Origin of the sequence: Alteromonas sp. KS69, from assembly GCF_003989595.1 — a bacterium.
Classification (GTDB): Bacteria; Pseudomonadota; Gammaproteobacteria; order Enterobacterales; family Alteromonadaceae; genus Alteromonas; species Alteromonas naphthalenivorans.
Genome location: NZ_PYHU01000002.1, coordinates 123702 through 146520, shown reverse-complemented (window position 1 = coordinate 146520; position 22819 = coordinate 123702). Strand labels below are relative to the sequence as shown.

At 42.7% G+C, this 22819-nt stretch carries 18 protein-coding genes; 11 read left to right on the top strand and 7 right to left on the bottom strand.

What is annotated here, in order from left to right; all coding sequences use genetic code 11:
- Window positions 1–13: 13 nt before the first annotated feature.
- Window positions 14–1087 (bottom strand): LysM peptidoglycan-binding domain-containing protein, encoded by a 1074-nt coding sequence (locus tag C7Y69_RS01405; RefSeq protein ID WP_041452651.1) that lies wholly within the window; start codon window positions 1085–1087, stop codon window positions 14–16.
- 216 nt (window positions 1088–1303) lie between these two features.
- On the opposite strand from C7Y69_RS01405, the gene def reads away from it, so the two are divergent.
- From def to trkA, 4 genes are read left to right on the top strand one after another with little or no spacing between them, the layout of a single operon-like run.
- Complete coding sequence (def, locus tag C7Y69_RS01400) at window positions 1304–1813, top strand: peptide deformylase (protein ID WP_013782526.1); 510 nt, start codon at window positions 1304–1306, stop codon at window positions 1811–1813.
- 8 nt (window positions 1814–1821) lie between these two features.
- On the top strand, window positions 1822–2778 hold the full coding sequence (gene fmt, locus C7Y69_RS01395) for a methionyl-tRNA formyltransferase (RefSeq protein ID WP_013782525.1): 957 nt from the start codon (window positions 1822–1824) through the stop codon (window positions 2776–2778).
- Complete coding sequence (rsmB, locus tag C7Y69_RS01390; protein WP_013782524.1) at window positions 2778–4112, top strand: 16S rRNA (cytosine(967)-C(5))-methyltransferase RsmB; 1335 nt, start codon at window positions 2778–2780, stop codon at window positions 4110–4112. Before fmt ends, rsmB begins: the two co-directional genes overlap by 1 nt.
- 24 nt (window positions 4113–4136) lie before the next feature.
- Window positions 4137–5516 carry a Trk system potassium transporter TrkA gene (gene trkA / locus C7Y69_RS01385; RefSeq protein ID WP_013782523.1) on the top strand — a complete coding sequence of 460 codons (1380 nt, stop codon included), beginning with the start codon at window positions 4137–4139 and terminating at the stop codon, window positions 5514–5516.
- A 28-nt stretch (window positions 5517–5544) separates the two neighbouring features.
- On the opposite strand, the gene C7Y69_RS01380 is transcribed toward trkA, so the two are convergent.
- Complete coding sequence (locus C7Y69_RS01380) at window positions 5545–6996, bottom strand: TrkH family potassium uptake protein (RefSeq protein ID WP_013782520.1); 1452 nt, start codon at window positions 6994–6996, stop codon at window positions 5545–5547.
- Between the two features lie 109 nt (window positions 6997–7105).
- Window positions 7106–7759 (bottom strand): isoprenoid biosynthesis glyoxalase ElbB, encoded by a 654-nt coding sequence (gene elbB / locus C7Y69_RS01375; RefSeq protein WP_013782519.1) that lies wholly within the window; start codon window positions 7757–7759, stop codon window positions 7106–7108.
- Between the two features lie 410 nt (window positions 7760–8169).
- Between elbB and polA the strand changes: the two genes are divergently transcribed.
- Window positions 8170–10977, top strand: coding sequence for a DNA polymerase I (polA, locus tag C7Y69_RS01370; protein WP_126871554.1), 2808 nt, complete (start codon window positions 8170–8172; stop codon window positions 10975–10977).
- 409 nt (window positions 10978–11386) lie between these two features.
- On the opposite strand, the gene yihA is transcribed toward polA, so the two are convergent.
- Complete coding sequence (gene yihA, locus C7Y69_RS01365; protein WP_126871553.1) at window positions 11387–12004, bottom strand: ribosome biogenesis GTP-binding protein YihA/YsxC; 618 nt, start codon at window positions 12002–12004, stop codon at window positions 11387–11389.
- Between the two features lie 174 nt (window positions 12005–12178).
- Between yihA and C7Y69_RS01360 the strand changes: the two genes are divergently transcribed.
- The 3 genes from C7Y69_RS01360 (at window position 12179) to C7Y69_RS01350 (ending at window position 14315) form a co-directional block, all read left to right on the top strand.
- Window positions 12179–12802, top strand: a complete 624-nt coding sequence (locus C7Y69_RS01360; protein ID WP_013782516.1) for a c-type cytochrome — start codon at window positions 12179–12181, stop codon at window positions 12800–12802.
- A gap of 529 nt (window positions 12803–13331) precedes the next feature.
- A complete protein-coding gene (gene yihI, locus C7Y69_RS01355) occupies window positions 13332–13844 on the top strand; it encodes a Der GTPase-activating protein YihI (RefSeq protein WP_126871552.1) in 513 nt (170 codons plus the stop codon).
- An 18-nt stretch (window positions 13845–13862) separates the two neighbouring features.
- The gene (locus C7Y69_RS01350) at window positions 13863–14315 is read left to right on the top strand and encodes a DUF2489 domain-containing protein (RefSeq protein ID WP_126871551.1); all 453 of its coding nucleotides are present in this window, start codon (window positions 13863–13865) and stop codon (window positions 14313–14315) included.
- Window positions 14316–14390: 75 nt separating this feature from the next.
- On the opposite strand, the gene C7Y69_RS01345 is transcribed toward C7Y69_RS01350, so the two are convergent.
- Window positions 14391–14978: a DNA-3-methyladenine glycosylase I gene (locus C7Y69_RS01345; RefSeq protein ID WP_126871550.1), complete on the bottom strand. Its 588-nt coding sequence runs from the start codon at window positions 14976–14978 to the stop codon at window positions 14391–14393.
- 149 nt (window positions 14979–15127) lie between these two features.
- Here C7Y69_RS01345 and glyQ point away from each other — a divergent pair, with 149 nt between their 5' ends.
- The 3 genes from glyQ (at window position 15128) to C7Y69_RS01330 (ending at window position 18632) form a co-directional block, all read left to right on the top strand.
- Window positions 15128–16033 (top strand): glycine--tRNA ligase subunit alpha, encoded by a 906-nt coding sequence (gene glyQ, locus C7Y69_RS01340; RefSeq protein WP_013782512.1) that lies wholly within the window; start codon window positions 15128–15130, stop codon window positions 16031–16033.
- Between the two features lie 2 nt (window positions 16034–16035).
- Window positions 16036–18114 (top strand): glycine--tRNA ligase subunit beta, encoded by a 2079-nt coding sequence (gene glyS / locus C7Y69_RS01335; protein WP_126871549.1) that lies wholly within the window; start codon window positions 16036–16038, stop codon window positions 18112–18114.
- Window positions 18115–18185: 71 nt separating this feature from the next.
- Window positions 18186–18632: a hypothetical protein gene (locus tag C7Y69_RS01330; RefSeq protein ID WP_126871548.1), complete on the top strand. Its 447-nt coding sequence runs from the start codon at window positions 18186–18188 to the stop codon at window positions 18630–18632.
- Between the two features lie 607 nt (window positions 18633–19239).
- Here the strand turns inward: C7Y69_RS01330 and gyrB are convergent.
- Window positions 19240–21660 (bottom strand): DNA topoisomerase (ATP-hydrolyzing) subunit B, encoded by a 2421-nt coding sequence (gyrB, locus tag C7Y69_RS01325; RefSeq protein WP_013782509.1) that lies wholly within the window; start codon window positions 21658–21660, stop codon window positions 19240–19242.
- Between the two features lie 8 nt (window positions 21661–21668).
- On the bottom strand, window positions 21669–22757 hold the full coding sequence (recF, locus tag C7Y69_RS01320) for a DNA replication/repair protein RecF (protein WP_126871547.1): 1089 nt from the start codon (window positions 22755–22757) through the stop codon (window positions 21669–21671).
- Window positions 22758–22819: the final 62 nt, after the last annotated feature.

Here is a 22819-nt window from a genome sequence, read left to right as displayed (position 1 = left end):
CGGCAATAACGTGTTAGGGTTTTGCCACAATGAAGCCGCGTCTTACGCCTTCTTTCGCTCGAGTTATAATGCCGTAGCTAGCTGACTCAAAAGTTTTAAACACAATGACTTCACCAATTTTAAGTGCAGGTTGCTGTACTTTATCTGTAAAAAGTCCGTTTCCTTTTATGACATCACTATTGCTAGCGTATTGAGGTTCTTCACCATCTATAATGTCAGGGCCACCAGCGTAGATACCCATCACGGTACCCGCCGTTAGCTCACGTGCGCCTAAATCTAGTACCACCACATCGTAGCGGCCGAGTAAGTCGTGATCGTGTAAGTCGCCAATCACAAAACCTCGTTGTGACGTTGCTTCTTGCAGAACTAAATCATTGTCTAACGTGAAGTCACCAGTAAGTAACTTATCTCCACGTTTCGCTTCTTGATTTGAATCTGAAAGTTTTACCATTCTAGCCTTTGGTAACGACACGTCAGTCTCTAAGCTAGCTTTTGCTACATGGGTGAGCTGCACACCAAGCACCTTACCTTGCATATTGCGTATAATAGATTGCTTTCTTACCACCTGATACTGATCTTCAGTGCGGTTTTCTTTTTGGCTTACCACTAAGTCGTTAGACACAAAACTCACATTACCATCGTGATTTCCCAATAAATGGGGGAGTAATTCATACTCTTCCTCAGAAAGTAGGGTGTGTTGTTTTATATAGGGAGCTAATACCGACCACGATAAGGTCTCTATAGGCGCACTCTTTACTCTTCGGGCAGAACCAGGCGAAAGCACTAGGCTTGGCTTAGCTCGATTTATCGAAAATACGGGTTCACCATTGATGTAAGACACCGAGATAATGTCACCGGGGTATATTAAATGCGGGTTATCTATTTGAGTGTTGTGACGCCAAAGTTCAGGCCACAGCCATGGCTGATTTAAAAAAAGATTAGCGATGCCCCATAAGGTATCACCTTGCTTCACAGTATAAGTTTGCGGTGCAGTTTCTTTTAAGGGTTTGGCCATTGCTGAAAATGCGGCAAAACATGCCATAGCCAATACCATTGTACATACTGCTTTCTTCAATCGATTTTTCAAATTAACCTTCCGCAATTTTTCCACTGCCATTTACTGTTGAAATTTCAGACAATACTACTATATCGATATTGTGCCTCAATACTGTGGCGCGGCAGCAAAAAACTGCACGATATAACTCGATATACGTTAGAATAGTAACTCAAAAGGCACTGTAAAGTGTACGAGCGACTAGATCGTATATGAATTTATACAGCGAAAAGGTTAAATAAGCGACACATGGCAATTTTAGACGTATTAAGTTTTCCCGATGAACGACTTCGTACCGTAGCAAAACCGGTAGAAGAAGTGAACGACGACATTAAACAATTGGTTTCGGATATGTTCGAAACCATGAAAGACGAGAATGGAATTGGTTTGGCTGCTACTCAAGTCGACAGACATGTTCAAGTTGTTGTAATGAACGTAGCGGAAGATCAAGACGAGCCTCGTGTTTTTATCAACCCGGAAATCACCAAAAAAGACGGCAGCACTATTAGTGAAGAAGGTTGTCTTTCTGTTCCAGGTAACTACGCCAAAGTAGAGCGCGCAGAAGAAATTACGGTAAAAGCACTGAATGAAAACGGTGAAGCATTTGAGTTGGAAGCAGACGGTCTATTGGCTATTTGTATTCAACATGAATTGGATCACCTAAAAGGCAAACTGTTTATTGATTACTTGTCTCCGCTTAAACGCCAGCGAATTCGTAAAAAGCTTGAAAAAGAAGCACGTTTAGCTGCACGCGACTGAGGTTAGTTTTGATAAAACCATTACGCATCATTTTTGCCGGCACGCCGGATTTTGCAGCTCAGCATTTGAGTGCTTTATTATCTAGCACTCATGACATTGTTGCTGTGTATACCCAACCAGACCGTCCTGCTGGACGAGGCAAAAAGCTTACGCCAAGCCCCGTAAAAGTGCTTGCTCAAGAACATGAGATTCCAGTCTATCAGCCAGCCAGCTTAAAAAATAACGAAGCACAACAAACATTGGCAGACATCAACGCCGATTTAATGATTGTGGTTGCCTACGGATTAATTTTACCTAAGTCGGTACTTGATGCGCCCAAATTGGGTTGTCTTAATGTGCATGGTTCAATTTTGCCTAAATGGCGTGGAGCTGCGCCTATCCAACGGGCGATATGGGCCGGCGATAGCGAGACTGGTGTTACCATCATGCAGATGGATGAAGGGCTAGATACTGGTGACATGTTGCATATAGCCACCTTGCCCATTAGCGAAAATGATACAAGTGCCTCGCTTTACGAAAAGCTTGCTGAACTTGGTCCTACTGCATTAATAGATGTAGTAAACAGTATTGATACCCTTTCACCTGTAAAGCAAGATGATAGCGAAGCAACATACGCTAAAAAGCTTTCCAAAGAAGAAGCCTTTATTAATTGGCACGATAGCGCAGCGCAAATTGCACGAAACGTACGCGCTTTTAATCCATGGCCTGTAGCGTGGACTAAAATTGAGTCGCAAAATATTAAAATTTGGTCGGTGGATGTGATTGATGGCTTACCGACTTCAGATGCCCCAGGTACTATCATTCAAGCTGACAAGCACGGCATTGTGGTAACCACGGGTTCAAATGCCCTTCGAATCAACACCCTGCAAATACCTGGGAAAAAAGCATTGCCCGCTGCAGATGTCGTTAATGCTCGCAAAGACTGGTTCGCACCAGGTAACTGCATTGCCAGTACGGAAGAATAGTGAAACCCACTCCATTACCGAAACAAAAAAATCTGCGTGCCGATTGTGCATGGGTGATATACCAAATTCTAGAACAAGGTAAATCGTCAAGAGATTGCCTAGAGCGTGTTCAACGTCGCCATCATCCTAGAGACAACGCATGGATCCAAGAAATGTCTTTGGGCGTCATGCGTAAACTCCCTATATTACAGCACTGGTTGCGCGAGTTACTCGACCGTCCTTTAAAAGGGAATAAAAAAGTAATCGAGCACCTTATTCTGTTGGGGCTATACCAGTTAGCATTTTCTCGCGTAAGCCAGCATGCTGCAGTGGGCGAAACCGTTAATGCCTCGCCTTATTTAGGCGGGACAGCATTAAAAGGCTTAGTTAATGCTGTACTGCGCAACTTTATGCGCCAAGAACTGGTTAACAAGCCTATCGATAACCCCATTATTGCTAGTGGGTTACCCAAGTGGTTATATAAGGCTCTAGAAGATGCCTATGGTCAAGATGCTGATGCCGTGCGCGAAGCTACCAATGCCATGGCGCCTATTTGGCTAAGGGTTAATACCAAACAAATATCGATTACCGATTACGCTGCTGCATTGGATGCTGTTGAGATTAACTATTCATTAAGTAGCGAACACGCAGATGCGATCAGACTAGAAGGCCGAGAGGACATTACCGGGCTTCCAGGGTTTGAAAAAGGCCACTTTGCTGTACAAGATGGTGCCGCTCAGCTTGCAGCCCATTATTTAGACGCACAACCACACGAGCGCGTATTAGATTGTTGCGCTGCACCTGGTGGTAAAACGGGTCATATTATTGAGCGCACCCCTGAATTAGCGTATTGCCTAGCCCTTGATGCTGACGAGAACCGCTTAAAGCGCGTTGAAGAAAACATGACTCGCCTGCAGCATACGCAAACCAATTTGCCCGTTATAAAGCAAGGCGATGCGGCTAAGCCTGAAACATGGTGGGATGGACAACACTTCGACCGAATTTTGCTTGATGCACCCTGCTCTGCCACTGGTGTTATACGCCGCCACCCTGATATTCGCTGGCTAAGAAAGTCTAGTGATATTGATGCACTTGCAGCACTTCAAGCTGAAATACTAACTAGCTTATGGCAAACACTTAAGCCTGGTGGCACATTGCTTTACGCCACCTGCTCTATTCTGCCACAAGAAAATAGCCAACAGATTAGCGCATTTTTAGAACGCAATGCAGATGCCACATTAGTACCTGTTATAAAAACCGAAACACCGAGTAAGCCCGGTAGACAAATCCTACCTGGCGAGCAACAAATGGATGGTTTCTACTATGCGAGACTGGTAAAGTCGTTGAGCAAATAAAAGCAATAAGGCACATAAACACCGATGAAAATCATCATTCTAGGCGCAGGTCAGGTTGGCGGAACACTTGCTGAAAACCTTGTAGGAGAGAAGAACGATATTACGGTTATCGATTCTGATCCCAATACCTTGCGTGCGCTTCAAGACCGATTAGATTTACAGGTGGTTAATGGCGTGGGTTCTCACCCGGACGTATTACGAAAAGCCGGTGCAGAAGATGCCGACATGCTTATCGCGGTAACGAACAGTGATGAAAGCAATATGCTCGCTTGCCAAGTTGCCTTTAGTTTATTCAAAACCCCGACCAAGATTGCTCGCGTTCGCTCAGAACAATACATTATTTACCAAGAACAACTCTATAAGCAGCAGGACATACCTGTAGACCACATTATTGCTCCTGAACAGCTAGTGACTAAAGCTATCAAACGGCTTATAGACTACCCTGGTGCTTTACAGGTTGTTGAATTTGCTGATGGTAAAGCCAGCTTAGTGGCGGTAAAAGCCTATTATGGTGGTTTACTGGTAGGTCATGCGTTATCTGCGTTAAAAGACCACATGCCCAATGTGGAAACACGGGTGGCAGCAATCTATCGCCGTGGTCGCCCTATTCGACCACTGGGTACTACCGTTATCGAAGCCGATGATGAAGTATTCTTTATTGCTGCAACTAAGCATATTCGTGCGGTAATGAGTGAACTTCAAAAATTAGAGTCTAGCTATAAACGCATTATGATAGCTGGCGGCGGCTTAATTGGTGCAGGACTAGCGAAAAAACTTGAACACAAACATAACGTGAAGCTGATTGAGTTTAGTCACGAAAGAGCAAAATACCTTTCTGCTCACTTAGACAAGACGATTGTCTTTAGCGGTGATGCATCAGATCCAGAGTTGCTCAGTGAAGAGAATGTCGAGCAAGTTGATGCATTCATTGCGGTGACCAATGATGATGAAGCTAACATTATGTCTGCCATGTTAGCCAAGCGCATGGGCGCACAAAAAGCCATGGTACTGATTCAACGTAGTGCTTATGTAGACTTAGTACAAGGCGGTGAAATAGACATTGCTTTTTCACCGCAACAGGCGACGATTTCGGCCCTGCTTACCCATGTTAGACGCGGAGATATTGTAAACGTATATTCTTTGCGCCGTGGTGCAGCAGAGGCGATAGAAGCGATTGCACATGGTGATGAAAATACCTCTAAAGTTGTGGGTAAAGAAATCGGTAAAATTAAACTTCCTCCTGGTACTACCATAGGCGCGGTAGTAAGAGACGACCAAGTGATCATTGCCCATAGCGATACGCTTATTGAAGCAAATGACCACGTTATTCTGTTCTTAGTCGACAAAAAATACATTGGCGATGTAGAAAAGCTGTTCCAACCCAGCGCATTCTTCTTTGGATAAATAGAACAATGCACGTAGCGAAAGCGTATTAACTTCGCCAGAACGTAGGTGAAAATAGTACCAATAACGAAAAGACTTCCAATCGCCCAAATACCATTCCCACCACTAAAATCCACTTTCCAGCATCGGTTACACCCGCATAGTTAGACGCAACACTGCCCAATCCAGGACCAAGGTTATTTAGCATGGCTGCGGTCGCGGTAAACGCGCTTAAGTTATCTAGCCCTGTTGCAATTAGCCCTATCATTAGTACAACAAACACCACCGCGTAAGCAGAGAAGAAGCCCCATACCGCCTCTACTACCTTATCGGGCATTGCTCGTTCACCTAACTTAACAGAATACACTGCCTTAGGATGAATAAGCCTGTCTACTTCACGCTTACCCTGAAGGAACAGTAAACACACACGAACCACTTTTAAGCCGCCTCCGGTTGAACTTGCACAACCTCCAATGAAACTTGAAAAGATGAGTAGTATGGGCAAAAACGTGGGCCAAATTGAGAAGTCTGTAGTCGCAAACCCCGCCGTAGTACTGATTGATACGGCCTGAATCATAGCTTGATCGAGCGCGGTTTCAGCCGAGTCGTAAAAACCTGATAGCGTGAGTACCAAGAAGCACAGCATGATAAGTGTGGCTTGAATAAAGAAAAAGGCTTTAAATTCTGGGTCGTTAAAATAGCCTTTTACCGAACGGGTACTCACTGCTGCGTAATGGAGTGAAAAGTTAAGTGCAGCAATTAATAGAAAAACCGTACAGACCACATTCACCATTGGGCTATTAAAGTAGCCAAGGCTAGCATCATGAGTTGAGAAGCCCCCAATGGCAACCGTTGAGAACGCGTGGCAAATGGCATCAAACATATCCATGCCAGCCAACCAATACGCAGCGGCGCATGCAATAGTGATAGAAAGATAAATATACCAAAGGTGTTTTGCTGTATCGGCAATACGCGGTGTCATTTTATTATCTTTCACAGGCCCAGGAGTTTCTGCACGGTACAGCTGCATACCCCCAACCCCTAAAATAGGTAGTATAGCGACGGCGAGTACAATGATACCCATGCCGCCTAGCCATTGTAGTTGTTGTCGATAAAACTGTACCGAATGGGGTAAGAAATCAATGCCTTCAATTACCGTTGCACCGGTTGTGGTTAGCCCTGAGAACGATTCAAAAAAAGCATCCGTTACGGTCATGCTAGGCTGTTCTAGCAACATAAGAGGAATGGCACCCACACTGGCTAGTACCGACCAGAACAGGGCAACGATTAAAAAGCCTTCTCGCGCTCGTAAATCGTTTTTTTGCTGGCGGTTTGGGTACCAAAGCACCATACCGCCACCTACGCAAATAAAGAACGCAAGGGTAAAAGGCAAACCACTACCGTCTTGATAAATCAGAGATACCACAGCAGGTGGGATCATGGTTACGCTAAATAGCGCAATAAGGAGCCCTAGAATTCGTACAATGGCACGGTAGTGCATGCTTCGTTATGCCTTTCGTTATTAGTAAACTCGCGATTAACAGTGTTCGCGGTTTTTAGAGGATACAAGGTTTCTACTACATTGACGCGATTATAGGGCTATAAGCAAATTATTTCATTGCTAGTACCGTTTCTACCATTTTATTAATACTAGCATGGGCTTGTAAGATATTTTGTGCCGTCATATAGGCTGGCGTAGTAACCAGTTTATTTTCAACATCTACCACCACTTCATCTACTTCACAGTTTACATGGCATGCCCCTAGCGCGTTCAAGGCATTGGCGGTATCTTCATCGCTACCAATGGTCAGTTTAACATTGTTTCCATATACACTGGCTGCAATAGCAGGGGCAATGCATGCATAGGCCACAGGTTTCTTTGCTTTCGCAAAGTCATTGCACACCGTAAGCACATCTTTATCTACGCTACTTTTTTCACCATCAACGGCAAATGAACATAAATTCTTAGCAGCACCAAAACCACCAGGTACAATAAGATAATCGAAGTCTGATACCTTACATTCTGTAATAGGCTTTACATTGCCTCGGGCAATGCGTGCAGACTCAACCAATACATTTCGAGTTTCATCTTCTGAAACGTCTCCCGTTAAATGATTCACTACATGCATTTGAGCCTTATCTGGCGCAAAACATTGATAACCTACCCCAGCTTGTTCAATAGCTAAAAGCGTTAATACTGACTCATGAATTTCAGCGCCATCAAATACACCACAACCACTTAAAATCACTGCAACTTGCTTCATAATGTCCTCCTAGACCTCGCCGAGCCGACTTATTCTATTTTTGGCTATAAAACCATCAGCTGTTCAAAAAAAAGTCTTAATAACCAGTATTGGATTGCTAATTTCTTATGCTACATTATCTGACCAATTTGGTTAAACAAAAAAAAATAAGTTCACCAAGTTATCCACATAAAAAGGAATGATGAGTTGCAGGTACGCAGTCCACACTCTTATTTTTCATTCCCTTATTTTTATTGCTTTACAGGACGATCTTTCTATTTACAAAGATCGTTAGTTTCGTTGTGCTTATTTTATTAGATCACAATCTTATCCACAGATGATCCCTTTATTTATGTTGCTATGCTCTATGGCGATCCACCAGCGCCTATGGCATGCTTGCGCCTTATTCTAAGCTTGGTTAATGCATAGCTATGACAGATTCGAAAAAGCCCCCTTTTATTCTAGTAGATGGATCATCTTATCTATTTAGAGCATTTCACGGATTGCCGCCCCTGACGAACTCAAAAGGTCAGGATACCGGTGCGATCTATGGTGTTGTCAACATGCTGAAAAGCTTGATTAGACAATACAATCCTACTCACATGGCAGTCATCTTCGATGCCAAAGGTAAAACGTTTCGCGACGATATTTATGAAGAATATAAAGCGAATCGCCCACCTATGCCGGAAGAGTTACGCAGTCAGATAGCACCATTGCACACCATCATCAAAGCCATGGGTTTACCTGTCATCGTTGAGTCTGGCGTTGAAGCCGATGATGTGATTGGTACCCTAGCCTGTCGCGCCACAGAACATGGTATTGATACCCTGATCAGTACTGGCGATAAAGACATGGCACAACTGGTCAACGAAAATGTCACCTTGATCAATACTATGACAAATCAGATTATGGACATTGAAGGGGTAAATACGAAATTCGGTATTCCACCAGAACTGGTTATTGATTTCTTAGCCCTTAAGGGTGACAAAGTCGATAACATTCCTGGCGTACCTGGTGTGGGTGATAAAAGTGCACAAGCACTGTTAAACGGTATTGGTGGCATCAGTGCTATCTATGACAACCTTGATAAAATTGCCGATCTCTCGTTTAGAGGGAGCAAAACTATGGCAACTAAAATGCGAGAGTATGAAGAGCAAGCTCGCCTGTCATACACCCTTGCCACGATTACCATTGATTTAGATCTACAATACAAAATAGATGAGCTTTGCCCTACATCACCAGATAACGAAACCTTACAGTCGATGTTCGCAGAGTACGAATTCAAGCGCTGGCATACAGAAATTAGCGCATTGCTCGCAAGTGATGGTAATGAACCTTCAAAAGCAGAAAACGGAAAAAGTACGTCTGACGCTAGCGATTCTGAATCTAACGATACTGACGTAGCACAGCCAGAAAGTAATATCGATAAGTCTGGTTATGACGTGGTGCTAGATGAAGCTACGTTTGATAGCTGGATTAAAAAGCTAAAAGCAGCGCCGCTTATTGCTGTTGATACTGAAACGACCAGTGTTAACTACATGGAAGCTGAACTTGTTGGTGTTTCTTTTTGTATCGAACCCGGTGCTGCGGCTTACGTGCCTGTTGCTCATGATTATCCCGATGCACCCACGCAGTTATCACGAGATTACGTACTTACGGCATTGAAGCCTATTTTAGAGTCTGAAACCATTATCAAAGTGGGCCAGCACATTAAATATGACAAGAATGTACTCGCCCATTATGACATAACGCTAAATGGCATTGGCTTTGACACTATGTTGGAAAGCTATGTGTTAAACAGTACCGCACAGCGCCATGACATGGACTCACTAGCCCTTGCCTATTTAGGTCATAAAACAATTCACTTTGAAGAAATTGCAGGTAAAGGTGCCAAACAGCTTACTTTTAATCAAATTGGATTAGAAGAAGCAGGTCCTTACGCCGCTGAAGATGCTGATATTACTATGCGCCTTCATCAAGCAATATGGGCAAAACTAGAAAACGAACCCAAGCTTAAAGCACTATTGGTTGGTGTTGAGGTGCCGGTTGCTTGTGTTTTATCTCGTATGGAACAGCAAGGCGTATTAATTGAAAGCCAACGGTTACGCCAGCAGAGCCAAGATTTAGCTACGCGTATTGCTGAGCTAGAAAAAGAAGTGCATGAAGAAGCCGGCGAAGTATTTAATTTAGGTTCGCCAAAACAGCTTCAACACATTTTGTTCGAGAAAATGTCGTTACCGGTTATTAAGAAAACCCCCAAAGGCGCCCCTTCTACTTCTGAAGAAGTATTACAAGAACTCGCCCTTGAGTTCCCGTTACCTAAAAAGTTAATGGAGTATAGAGGGTTAACCAAGCTTAAAAATACGTATACCGACAAACTCCCTAAAATGATTAATCATCGTACGGGTCGAGTTCATACTTCTTACCATCAAGCTATTACGGCAACGGGCCGCTTGTCGTCAACGGATCCTAACCTTCAAAACATTCCTATTCGAAATGAAGAAGGCCGTAAGGTAAGACAAGCATTTGTTCCACGTGAAGGTTACAAGATTGTTGCTGCCGATTATTCTCAAATTGAACTTAGAATAATGGCCCATTTGTCGGGCGATGAAGGTCTTCTTGATGCATTTGCTCATGGCAGAGACATTCACAAAGCCACCGCGGCAGAAGTGTTTGGGGTAACCCTTGACGAAGTGACGACGGAACAACGTCGTAGTGCTAAAGCTATAAACTTTGGTTTGATCTATGGAATGAGTGCCTTTGGCCTTGCTAAACAACTTAATATTCCACGTCACGAAGCACAAAAATACATGGACTTGTATTTTGAACGCTACCCGGGCGTACTTGAGTACATGGACAGCACCAGAGAAGGCGCTAAAGAAAAAGGCTACGTGGAAACTGTGTTTGGTCGACGCTTGTACCTACCCGACATAAAAGCCAGTAATGGCGCACGTCGCAAAGGAGCAGAGCGTGCGGCAATCAACGCACCTATGCAAGGTACAGCTGCCGACATCATTAAAATGGCCATGATAAAGGTTGATGATTGGATCACCTCACTTGAAAGTGACGACGTACTCATGATGATGCAGGTACACGATGAATTGGTATTTGAGATTAGAGAAGAACATCTAGAGGAACAAGTTAAAAATATCGTCAGCTTAATGGAGCAAGCTGCAGTATTAAATGTGCCGCTGATGGTTGAAGCGGGCGTGGGCGATAACTGGGATGAAGCTCACTAAAAAGTAATTAGATTACAGAAAAAAGTGAGCAATAGCTCAAAAATGGGCAAGTTTGGTAATTTTATTACACTCTTACTTGCCTTTTTTCACCATTATTGTACCCTAATGCGTGTAGGGTACAGAGGTGAGAAATCTGTTTTCAAACCTTTGCTTTAACCCCGACAGATTTGTCGGGGTTTTTTTATGTCTGCAATAAATTTTCCAAATACTCAGAAAGAAAAAGTCCATTAAAATCTTAAACTTAAAACAAAGAACGAATCTTTTAGTATTTTAAAATGAACTAACCGAAATATGCCTACTCTATATATTCGGTTTTTATGTGTTTTCTCTCAGTATTTTGGCCCTGCTTTTTAGCGGGGCTTTCTTTTATCTGGCCCTTTGTTTAGCTCAGTCGTTCAAACTGTTTATTTTATTCTGCGTCAGGAGATTTTTCGTCAAGTGCCAACCACTTATTCAACACTTTTTCGAGCTCTGGCAATCCCTGTCGATTTAACGATGAGAAGGTATTTACGGTCACATCACCCATAAACGCCAGTGCAGCTTCCTGCGCCATAAGCAGCTGAGCTTTTCGCTTACCCGACTTGAGCTTATCTGACTTAGTCAGCAAGGCTAATACAGGGATATTGGAATCTACTGCCCAATGAATCAAATCTTGATCAAGATCTTTAAACGGGTGACGAATATCCATAAGCACCACTAAACCTTTAAGCGATTTACGCTTTTGAAGGTATTCACCTAATGCTTGTTGCCATTTATTTTTCATTGCAAGTGGTACTTGCGCAAACCCATAACCAGGCAAATCGACTAAACGACGGTCTTCTTCAAGATTAAAAACGTTGATGAGCTGTGTACGACCTGGTGTTTTACTGGTTCTTGCTAGGTTCTTTTGACGAGTGAGTGTATTTAATGCGCTCGACTTGCCCGCGTTAGAACGGCCAGCAAACGCCACCTCAATACCGCTGTCATCTTTTAAATGGCGAATATCAGGTGCACTGGTAAAGAACTTTGCTTTGGTGTAATACGACATCTAGACTTACCTCAAATGCGTCATAACCCTAGAATTAAACTCTATTAATGATCTAAACCTGCTAAAAACCATAGTTTTATCATGGAATAGGTTTTTCTGACGCGTTAAATGTGTAAAATACGCATGATATCACGTATGTTACGCGAGCCGTTGGATCCATTTAAGAGATTTATTATGAAAAAACTGTGTTTGTTATTGTGTGTGTCTTTAGGTATTTCAGTTTCTGCGATGGCAGAAGGTGATGCTGAAGCCGGTAAAGCAAAATCTGCAGTATGTGCAGCATGTCATGGGCCTGATGGTAACAGCATGATAGACATGAATCCCAAAATAGCAGGACAGCACGAAAAGTACCTCGTTAAGCAATTAATGGAGTTCAAACTTGCGTCACAGACAGGTGGCGAAGAAGGCCGTAACAATGCGGTAATGAATGGTATGGCAGCCCCTCTTTCAGAACAAGACATGAAAGACTTAGCCGCTTACTTTTCTAGCCAAACACCTAAAGAAGGTGAAACGGCAGAGCAATACATTGAAGCTGGTCGCGCTTTATACCAAGGAGGCGATGAGTCTCGTGGCGTGACCGCATGTATAGCATGTCACGGTCCTAAAGGTAACGGTATGGGCTTAGCGGGTTTCCCTGATATCAGTGGCCAGCATGTAACCTATACTGCAGCACAATTGAAATCTTTCCGTGCTGGCGAGCGCCACAACGATATGAATGGCATGATGCGTGATATTGCGATGAAATTAACCGATGAAGATATCGAAATATTATCTAATTATATCGCGGGCTTACACTAAAATTCTAAAGTTACACGCTCAATTGTTAATTAATTGTTGCGTATAAAGTTGTATTTCAAAATTATTCGTGTAGTCTATCGCGATAGTTTGTAGGTTTGTCTGAAACCCAACAAGCTAAATAACAAGAATAATAATAATACAACACGGAAGATTGGATAAAGCGCCAAGAAGGCCAAGAACAAAAATGAGCTCTGCTAAAACCAATAAAAAGGGGAGCCAAGCTGGGAAGCACAACTACACATAGAAGTGTAAATAACGGGAGAGGTGTCATCTGACACTCAAACAATGTAAGGTGATGGTGAAAGCCATCGCCTTTTTTCTTGCCTAAATTCACGTATTACCTAGCGTTTGTATTACGCATTATTCGGCAAACACGTACTTTTTCGTAGACCTTCAAGTTGTATTATCGCGAACAGACCCAACCGCATATTCACTTTCCGATGAATCATGCTTTATTGATGAAGAAGCTTTGAGCAATTCGCGCTATAATACGCCCTTTCAATCACTAAAAATTTGATACCTTTTATATATGGCAAGATCAAAAAAGTCTCGTAAAGTTGGACTCATTGGCGTCAGGAAAGATCCTGATCGTAAACCTGGGCAAAAACGTCTGGAGAGTACCCCTCGTCCAAAGAAGCATAAAGGTAAACCTGCTGGCAGCCGTCATAACGTTGGGCAAGGTGAGAACGGTACTTCTAAACGTCGTGAGAACCAAGACCCTCGTTTAGGCAGCAAGAAACCTATTCCTTTAGTTGTTAAGAAAACGACAATTACTACGCCGACTCAAAAGCAGAAATTCGCCACACCTAGCGAAGAGCTAGCGGCACTTGAAGCAGATCAGCGTTTAGCGTCATTGTTAGATAAGCTTGATGACGACAAGCAACTTACTAAAGAACAACAATCTTACGTTGATGAAAAAATGGCACGACACCGCATTCTTTGTGATTTGCTTGGCATCGTTGAAGACGATGATGAGGATGACGACGAAATGGATCCATTAGGTGATTTGGACGCTATAGATATTAACGACTTTAAGAAATAGTAAGGCGGGCTCTGTTTTATGCTGTGGACAGTGTTAGTTATTGTGGCGCTATTAATTATAGTCGCACTTGGTTTTTATGCCGGTCGGTTGTTGTTCCAGCTAAAGCAACAAAACCAACGCCAGCAGAAAGTAAGAGACGAGCGTATAAAAACGATTAGTGAAAGTATTTACACTATCGCTAAGGCAATGGAGCAACAACAGTGCGACTTATCTGAAGGGGTTATTCGGATAGTTAATTTGTTGGGAGCATTACCTATTTTGTCTCCTCCAGATCATAAAGCGTCCTACCCTCATACTTATGCGTTATTCGTAGAAGTGAGCGGTTTTGCCGTGCTAGAAGATAGGCAGAAACTGTCTAAACAAGAAAAGCGTAAGCAAGACATAGCTAGAGAGCAGATTGAGTCAGATTATGAATCTAAAGTGTTAAGTGAAATGCCAGCAATAAAGGCGTATTGTCAGTCGATTACCTAGCCGGTTGCTATAATTTCAGCACCCCCTTTAAAGGCGCTTCGTATGAAGCGCTTTTTTATTGGGTTTTATGTAGGGTTATCGTCTTGCTAGTTGACAGGTTTCTTCGTAACAATGACAGCCTGTAACATGGTCATTCACTATGCCTACCGCTTGCATGAATGCATAACAAATGGTTTCCCCTACAAAGGAAAAGCCCTCTTTTTTCAGCGCTTTCGACATTGCTTTGGATTCAGCAGTAAAGGTAGGCGCTTCTTTAAAGTCTTTCCATTCATTGATAATAGTTTTACCGTCGGTAAACTGCCAAATAAAGTCAGAAAAACTTTGGCGTTTTTCGATGTTTAAATAGCCATGGGCATTCTTAATAATTGATGCGACTTTTAGCTTGTTGCGCACAATGCCAGGGTTTTGCAAGCATGCCGCTATTTCTTGCTCATCCATTTGAATTATTTTTGTAGGCTCAAAGTCATGGAAAGCAGCTTCATAATTTTCTTGTTTTTTTAAAATGGTTATCCACGACAATCCAGCCTGTTGACCGTCCAAACAAAGTTTAGCGAACAACTCTTTGCTATCGAAAACAGGTCGCCCCCACTGCTCATCGTGGTATTTTTGATATAGAAGGTCATCGCTCACCCAGCCACACCGATTCAATCCAGTTGATGTCATAATCTTAAATAGCCTCTTCAATCGACCTTTTAGTCATCTTTTAGCGGGTTTCATGGCGCTTTTTAACGCTTTACACCTACATACTATGCGTTACAAATTGTATACTATCCCACCTTTAAAGATACAGATAACCAATAAGCAGCGGATGTATGCAGAAATACGATATTAATACCTTTCAAGGTTTGATCCTTGCGCTTCAAGATTATTGGGCGCGTCAAGGGTGCGTAATCATTCAGCCCCTTGATATGGAAGTAGGTGCGGGTACCTTTCACCCAATGACATTTCTTCGTTCATTAGGCCCAGAGCCTATGAGCAGTGCCTATGTACAAACTTGCCGTCGTCCTACTGATGGTCGATACGGTGAAAACCCAAACCGCTTACAACATTACTATCAATTCCAAGTCATGTTGAAGCCTTCTCCTGACAATATTCAGGAATTGTATTTGGGTTCTTTGAAAGAATTAGGTTTCGATCCACTGGTGCATGACATTCGCTTTGTTGAAGACAACTGGGAGTCACCTACCCTTGGCGCTTGGGGCCTTGGTTGGGAAGTATGGCTTAATGGTATGGAAGTGACGCAGTTCACTTACTTCCAACAAGTTGGCGGTATTGAATGTAAGCCAGTTACGGGCGAAATTACTTACGGCCTAGAACGTTTAGCCATGTATGTACAAGGCGTAGATAGCATTTACGACTTAGTATGGGCAGATGGCCCTATGGGTAAAGTCACCTATGGCGACGTATTCCATCAAAATGAAGTAGAGCAATCTACCTATAACTTTGAATATGCCAACGTTGATGCCCTGTTCCGTACATTCGATGAATGTGAAGCAGCTAGCCAACTACTTATCGAGAAGAATTTACCACTACCTGCCTACGAGCAAGTCATGAAGGCATCTCATGCATTTAATATGCTAGATGCTCGCCATGCTATTTCAGTGACAGAACGTCAACGCTATATTTTACGCGTTCGTACTCTCGCAAAAGCATGTGCTGAAAGCTATTTCCAGAAGCGTGAAGCGCTTGGTTTCCCACTTTGTAATAAGGAGTCTTAAGGGTGCGAACAGAGAATTGTTTGATAGAGCTTGGAACAGAAGAGCTTCCACCTAAAGCGCTTAAGTCTCTTGGCGAAGCCTTTGCACAGCAATTTGAGGCAGCACTTAGCGCTGCTGAGCTTAGTTTTACCAGCGTAAGCTGGTTTGCAGCACCACGTCGCTTAGCTGTTTATGTTTCTGCGTTGGCTGAAAGCCAAGCTGATAAAACGGTAGAAAAACGCGGCCCTGCTGTAAGTGCCGCTTTTGATGCAGATGGCAATCCTACCAAGGCCGCTCAAGGTTGGGCCCGTGGTAATGGTATTAGTGTAGAAGATGCTGAACGCCTTGTTACCGACAAAGGTGAATGGCTGTTGCACAAAGCGCACGTGCCAGGCAAACAGATTGGCGAGTTACTAGCGTCTTTACTTAACCAGGCTATTGCTAAGCTTCCTATCCCTAAAGCGATGCGTTGGGGTAATTACACTACGCAGTTTATTCGCCCAGTTCATACCCTTACGGCGTTGTATGGCAGTGAAGTAGTGAACTTAACCGCGTTAGGCTTAGCAAGCGGAAGGACTATTCAAGGTCATCGCTTCCATGGTGAAGCGCGCTTTGAGCTAGACCATGCTGACAACTACGCAAGTGCCTTGGAAGCGCATTACGTGGTAGCTGATTTTACCGCGCGTAAAGACAAGGTACGTCAGCAACTACAAACTGCTGCTGATGCGCTTTCGCTTACACCTGATTTTAACGAAGACCTGCTTGAAGAAATTGCTTCATTGGTTGAATGGCCGGTAGTGATGCAAGCAAGCTTTGAAGAAGGCTTCTTAGCGGTGCCTAAAGAAGCGCTTATTTACACCATGAAAGACGATCAGAAATATGTGCCATTGCTTGATAGCGAAGGTCAGCTTTCTAACACGTTCTTATTTGTCAGTAATATTGAAAGCCAAGATCCTATTCAGGTAATAAGCGGCAATGAAAAAGTTATTCGCCCTCGCCTAGCTGATGCTGAGTTCTTCTTTAACAGTGATAAAAAGACATCACTTGAAAGCAGACTTGCCAGCCTTGAGAGCGTGCTTTTCCAAAAGCAATTAGGAACACTTAAAGAAAAATCTGAACGTATTTCTGCGCTATCTGGTTTTATTGCGTCACAAATCGACGCGAATGAAGCCCTTGCGGCTCGTGCAGGTTTACTTGCTAAAACTGATTTGATGACCAACATGGTAATGGAATTCCCAGACGTACAAGGCGTTATGGGTAAATACTATGCGTTAAATGATGGTGAAGATGCGGCGGTTGCTGAAGCGCTTTACGAACAGTATATGCCTAGATTTGCCGGTGACGCTTTGCCTTCCCCTGGAATCAGTGCTGCAGTCGCACTTGCTGACAAGCTAGATACTTTAGTCGGAATTTTTGGTATTGGCCAACTACCGAAAAGTGATAAAGACCCTTTCGCGTTACGCCGGGCAGCTATTGGTGTACTGCGCATCATCACCGAACTTTCACTACCACTAGATCTTGAAGCACTTGTTGCTAAAGCGGGTGAAGTATACGGTAATAAGCTTTCTAACCAAGACTTCCAAGCACAGGTTGTCGACTTTGTATTAGCAAGATTTGTCGCGGTGTTGCAAGACCAAGGTATCGCTATTGATGTTATTCAAGCGGTTTCCGCTAGGCGCCCTACCCAACCTCGTGATTATGTAGCTCGTGTAAACGCGGTAGCCGAGTTTAAACAGCTTGATGAAGCTCAGGCATTAGCAGCAGCTAACAAGCGTGTAGCGAACATACTAGCTAAGCAAGGTGTCGACAGCAGCGGTAATGCATCTATTGATGAATCATTGCTAAGTGAAGACGCTGAAAAGGCACTTTATAGCGCGCTAATGTCGGCTGAATCTGTGGTAACTACCGCTGTTGCTACTCAAGATTACACTAAAATACTTTCAACTATGGCAACGTTGCGTAAAGCTATCGATAGCTTCTTTGATGATGTGATGGTAATGGCAGACGATGACGCGGTTAAACAAAACAGACTTGCGTTGTTATCGCTTTTAAGGCAACTTTTCCTTACAACCGCAGATATTTCCCTGTTGGCAAAGTCTTAAATTAGTTTGGTAAGTAAGCTATAGACTACAAACGCTCAACATCTGTTGAGCGTTTTTTTATTGGAGTTAGTGTGAATAAAACCCTTTTAGTCATTATTTTTTCGCTCTTTGTTTCTGCCTGTTCAAGCAGAAGTGGTTTTTCTATCCCAGAAGTAGCCCAGTCCGTGCCAAAAATTCAGTTCGAAAACTTGTATCTTCGAGGTGTATTTAATTGGTGGGAAGCCACATCGGCCTATCAATTTAAAAAAGATAGTAAGGGCTGGTACGTAAATGTAGAACTTATCGCTGATGGACAGCCCTATGATTTTCGTTTGTCTGATGCTATTTGGACACCGAGTCAAAGTTGTGGGGGTAATTATAAAGGTCAGCCTGTTATGGTAAGCACCAAGGTATTCTTAGTCTGTAAACAAGGTTCTGAGAACCTTCAGTTTACGCCCTCTAATACAGGGATATACCGTTTTCAGGTTGCTCCTTCAGATGACAATGAAGTGAGTCTAGTGATAACTCGAACGCAGTAAGGTTTGGTTCCTAGTCGCTTATATGTCGCTTATATGTCGCTTATATGTCGCTTATACGCCAGTTATACATAGCGCTACAAATTAGAAAAGAGTAGGTATTAAACCCTACTCTTTTTTTTGACCTAGCCTTTTTGCTTTAGCGTATTATTTTTTTAATTAACGCTAATTAAGGCTAATTAAGGCTCTCAATCGTCACTACGTTGTCTTATTGTCTTTGCTTAATCACACCTGCCGCCATGGCTTCATTATCAATTATTAATTAATTAGACATAACGCGGCGTCATTAAGTCATCATGAGCATCATAACCCGATGGAATATCTTCCTTTTCTATAAGGCATATATTTCCACCTCACATTAATTTTGCCTCTCCTATACACCTCAGGGCGTCTCTGTGAGTACTACAGAGGTTTTCTTATGGATTGAATGGTCTAAAGCGAAACAGCAGGCAATCTGTTGTAGACGGACATTCTAAGGCCACAAGTCTATATGTAGATTTTGATTATACTGTGTGTGATTTAACAATAAAAAAGCCCGGATTCTTTTTAAAGAAGCCAGGCTTTTTCTTTATCTTTTCACACTAATCTAACGTGTGGGGTCATTGACCTCTTACACGTCTAAGTTTTCTACTCTTAACGCGTTAGCTTCAATGAAGTTTCTTCTTGGTTCTACTTGGTCACCCATTAGCGTAGTAAACAACTGGTCACACGCTATAGCATCTTCAATTTTAACTTGAAGCATTCTACGACCTTCAGGATCCATGGTGGTTTCCCAAAGCTGGCTTGGGTTCATCTCACCTAGCCCTTTATAGCGCTGAATGTACTGACCACGTTTAGCTTCACTCATTAACCAATCTAGTGCTTCTTTAAATGACTCTACAGGCATTTTACGATCACCACGTTGTATAAACGCATTTGCGCTCATCATGTCGTTAATCGCCAAATTAAGCTCTTTAAGACGCTGATATTCAGTAGACTCAATAAAGTCGTGACCAATTACGTATTCGTAATCGATACCATGCATACGCATGATAATGGTGATATAGAACTCGCTAAGTTCGATGTCTCTGCGAATTTCATAGCGGTATGTTGCGCCATCATTTTCACGTTCAGTAAGCTGTGCAACAAAGTGTTCAGCTACGTTTGCGAGTGTGCTTTCATCTTTTAAATCTTCTAGATTCAATGTAGGCGTATAAATCATTCTATAAAGAATAGAGGAAGGCATTAAACGCTTCATGCGCGTAATCATCTTCTCTGCTGATTGGTATAAGGTTACCAATTGCTCTAACGCTACACCGCTAATACCTGGGTCATCATCACTGGTGTGCAGAGATGAACCATCAATTGCGATAGAAGTCAGGTATGCCGTTAACGCATCATCATCTTTCAAATATTGCTCTTGCTTACCTTTTTTCACTTTATAAAGTGGCGGCTGTGCAATATAAATATAACCACGTTCGATGATTTCTGGCATTTGACGATAGAAGAATGTCAGTAGCAATGTACGAATGTGCGAGCCATCCACATCAGCATCCGTCATGATAATAATGCTGTGATAACGTAGTTTTTCTGGGTTATATTCGTCGCGGCCAATACCGCAGCCTAGTGCAGTGATTAGCGTGGCAACTTCTTGTGAAGAAAGCATTTTGTCAAAACGTGCTTTCTCAACGTTTAATATTTTCCCTTTAAGCGGAAGAATAGCTTGGTTCTTACGGTTTCGTCCCTGCTTGGCTGAACCGCCAGCAGAGTCCCCTTCCACTATATATAGTTCGCTTAGTGCAGGATCTTTTTCCTGACAATCAGCAAGCTTACCCGGTAAACCAGCTAAGTCTAACGCGCCCTTACGGCGAGTCATTTCACGTGCTTTACGTGCTGCGTCACGAGCTCGTGCAGCATCGATAATCTTACCTGCAATAATTCTACTTTCGGCAGGGTTCTCAAGTAAGAACTCAGCAAGTTTTTCGTTCATTGCTGATTCAACTGCTGTTTTCACTTCTGATGAAACCAGCTTATCTTTAGTTTGAGATGAGAATTTAGGGTCAGGAACTTTCACTGATACAACAGCCGTTAAACCTTCACGCGCATCATCACCGCTCGTGTTAGTTTTGGCCTTTTTGTTCATACCCTCTTTTTCCATGTAGTTATTAAGCGTTCTTGTTAACGCACCACGGAAACCGGCTAAGTGAGTACCACCGTCTCTTTGAGGAATGTTGTTAGTAAAGCAGTAAATGTTTTCTTGGAAGCCATCATTCCACTGCATAGACACTTCTACTGAAATACCATCTTCTTGTTCATGCGTAAAATGGAAAACCTTCTGGTGAACAGGTGTCTTCTTTTGATTCAAGTATTCAACAAAAGCTTTAATTCCACCTTCGTACATGAAGTGATCTTCTTTACCGTCACGCTCGTCTTTCAATCGAATTGAAATACCAGAGTTAAGGAAAGATAACTCTCTTAAACGTTTAGCTAGAATATCGTAATGAAATAAGGTGTTAGTAAAGGTATCTGAGCTTGGCCAAAAGCGAACACTAGTACCTGTTTTATCAGTTTCACCAATTACAGCTAAAGGCGCCTGAGGAACACCATGTTGATATTCTTGTTCGTGTGTTTTGCCTTCACGACGAATACGAAGCTTCAACTTGCTCGATAATGCGTTTACTACTGAAACACCAACGCCGTGTAGTCCGCCAGATACTTTATAAGAGTTATCATCGAACTTACCGCCAGCATGCAGAACTGTCATAATAACTTCAGCCGCAGACACACCTTCTTCTTCGTGCACTGCAGTTGGAATTCCTCTACCGTCATCGTATACAGAAACAGAGCCATCTGTGTGTATTTGCACAACGATTTCTGAACAGTGTCCAGCCAAAGCTTCATCTATCGAGTTATCAACAACCTCGAAAACCATGTGGTGAAGTCCTGTACCATCGTCCGTGTCACCGATATACATACCAGGACGCTTTCGTACGGCGTCTAATCCTTTAAGTACCTTGATACTGGACGAGTCGTAATTATTCTGTTCTGACATACTAGGTTTTACTCCTCTTTCACGCTTCCATGTTCCACGTGAAACATTTTCTTTTCGTTATATTTTTGTATGAATTCAAGCTGCGAAGATTCAATTGCAGTAACGAAAACCTGCGTATCCATATCCAACAGCCCGTCTATAAATAACTCACGTTTATCGGCGTCAAGTTCTGCGCCTACATCATCTAACAAGAAGATACTCTTCCTGTTAGTTAAAGTATTAAATAGTTCTGTTTGCGCCATTTGCAGCGCCGCAACAGCCATTCTAAGCTGCCCACGTGATAATAACTCTTGGGCATTAACCCCATTAACTTTTAGCTTAATATCAGCCTTATGGGGGCCAGAAGTTGTATGACCTATTTTACCATCATACTCACGTTTTTTAACTAAGCTTTCTGCTAAAGACGCATCTTTTTCCCATCCTTTGTAGTAATTAAGGGAAACTTCGTACTCAGCTAGAAATGTTGTCGCATATTTTTCAAAAATAGGCGTCAGTTTTGATATATAGCCTTCTCGTTTTATCGACAGCGCTTCTGCCCGCTCTAAAAAACATTGTTCCCAATACTGGTTTTCTGGTGCCGACAAATCAGACTGCTGTTTCAATAGTGCATTACGGTGCTTAAGAAATTTTGAAAACTGTACTGATAGCATTTGGAAGTCATGTTCCACGTGAAACAATCCCCAATCACAAAATCGTCTACGTTCAGAAGGCGAACCTAAAATAAGGTCAGTACTTTGGGGTGTAAACAGTTGAACGGGTACTAGACTGACTAAGTCAGAAAGTTTATTTGAATGCTCACCGTTAATACTACATGTGAATGTGTCGTTTCTTCTACGCTGAAAGCCTACGTTTAACGTTTCACTTTCTTCGTTTTTGCAGCTAGCAAATACACTAAACTCCTCTTCCCCCGTCTTAATAACAGATGTGTGTTTATTAGTACGAAAGGAGCGGCCAAAACCTAAATAGAAAATGGATTCAACCAGTGATGATTTTCCACTGCCATTTACACCGCGGATAATTGTTAACGCAGGAGAAGGTGAAAGATTAGCAGATGAAATGTTACGGAAGTTCGTAAGCTGGACTTTGTCCAGTTTCATAAGAGGACTCGGTAAAAAGGACGGTAATAAGAGATAAACAGCAGCGATGGAAGAAAACGATT